The organism is Actinomadura sp. NPDC000600, assembly GCF_040492135.1.
GTDB lineage: Bacteria > Actinomycetota > Actinomycetes > Streptosporangiales > Streptosporangiaceae > Spirillospora.
Window position 1 is genome coordinate 1 of sequence record NZ_JBEUPD010000111.1, and the last position, 1,561, is coordinate 1,561.

Sequence of the window (1,561 nt, forward strand, 5' to 3'; positions counted from 1 at the left end):
GTCGCGGATCTCACCGCGCCAGCCCTCCACCTCGTCCGGGTGGAGGAGCGCCTGAGTCATCACGTGACGGCCGAAGTGCTTCAGTTCGAGCCAGGCCCGGCGGCCCTGGGCGCGCCAGAGGTTGCCCGTCCGCTCGAAGAGGCAAGAACCGCTGCGAGCCTCCACCAGAGTTTCCTCTGGCTTCACCCTATACAGGCATAGTTCACCTTCTTTCGGGTCCGGCCCCGTATGCTCTTACTCAAATCCATCCGAGAACATCAGGATCGGTCGGTGATGCGCCGAAGCTCTCACCTGCGTTCACTTTCATTACGCGTAGGGGTTTTACACCCGAACACTCGCATACGAAGACGACTCCTTGGTCCGTGTTTCAAGACGGGTCGCTGATGACCATTACGCCAGCATCCTTGCGGAGCGCGTACCTCAGTCCGGCGCAGGGTATTACACAACGGGCTATAACACTCCCCGAGGGGAGCCACATTCCCGAAGCCTTTATCCCCCGCGCCAAACTGATGCTGGCCTGTGCCCGGCAAAGTGCACCAGCGAGAACGCTGGATGATTCACCGGGCCCAAGTCTGGTCATAGGCGCTTCCCTTTCAACAATTTCACGTACTTTTTAACCCTCTTTTCAAAGTGCTTTTCATCTTTCGATCACTCTACTTGTGCGCTATCGGTCTCTGGCCGGTATTTAGCTTTAGAAGACATATACCTCCCATTTTGAGCAGCATTCCCAAACTACTCGACTCGTCGAAGGAGCTTTACATAGGCTTGGCATCCGACCAGACGGGGCTCTCACCCTCTGTGGCGTCCCGTTCCAGGGAACTCGGAAGGCGCCTCGCCAAAAGCATCCTCTACAAATTACAACTCGGGCCCTGGGGACCAGATTTCAAATTTGAGCTGTTGCCGCTTCACTCGCCGTTACTGGGGCAATCCCTGTTGGTTTCTTTTCCTCCGCTTATTGATATGCTTAAGTTCAGCGGGTATTCCTACCTGATTCGAGGTCAACATTCGGAAGGTGGGGTGTTTAACGGCGTGGCCGCGCCCGGGTCCCGGTGCGAGTGGATATTACTACGCAGAGGTCGCCGCGGACGGGCCGCCACTCCATTTCGGGGCCGGCGGTGTTAGCGCCGGGTCCCCAACGCCGGGCTCTCCCAAAAAGAGGGGAGCTCGAGGGTTGAAATGACGCTCGAACAGGCATGCCCGCCAGAATTCTGGCGGGCGCAATGTGCGTTCAAAGATTCGATGATTCACTGAATTCTGCAATTCACATTACTTATCGCATTTCGCTGCGTTCTTCATCGATGCCAGAACCAAGAGATCCGTTGTTGAAAGTTTTGATTCATTTGTATTTTGCCTTGCGGCACACTCAGAAGAAACTGTAAAAACAAAAGAGTTTGTGGCCTCCGGCGGGCGCCTGGTTCCGGGCCGCGAAACCGAAGAGGTTCCGGGCGCCGGGGCGGCTCCGCCGAAGCAACGTAAAGGTATGTTCACATGGGTTTGGGAGTTGTAAACTCGGTAATGATCCCTCCGCTGGTTCACCAACGGAGACCTTGTTACGACTTTT

1 rRNA gene is annotated in these 1,561 nt (G+C 55.9%); it reads right to left on the minus strand.

Going from position 1 to position 1,561, the window contains the following annotated elements:
• A 23S ribosomal RNA gene (locus ABWI07_RS44030) occupies positions 1 to 1,343 on the minus strand; the annotation flags it as partial.
• Positions 1,344 to 1,561 lie beyond the last annotated feature (218 nt).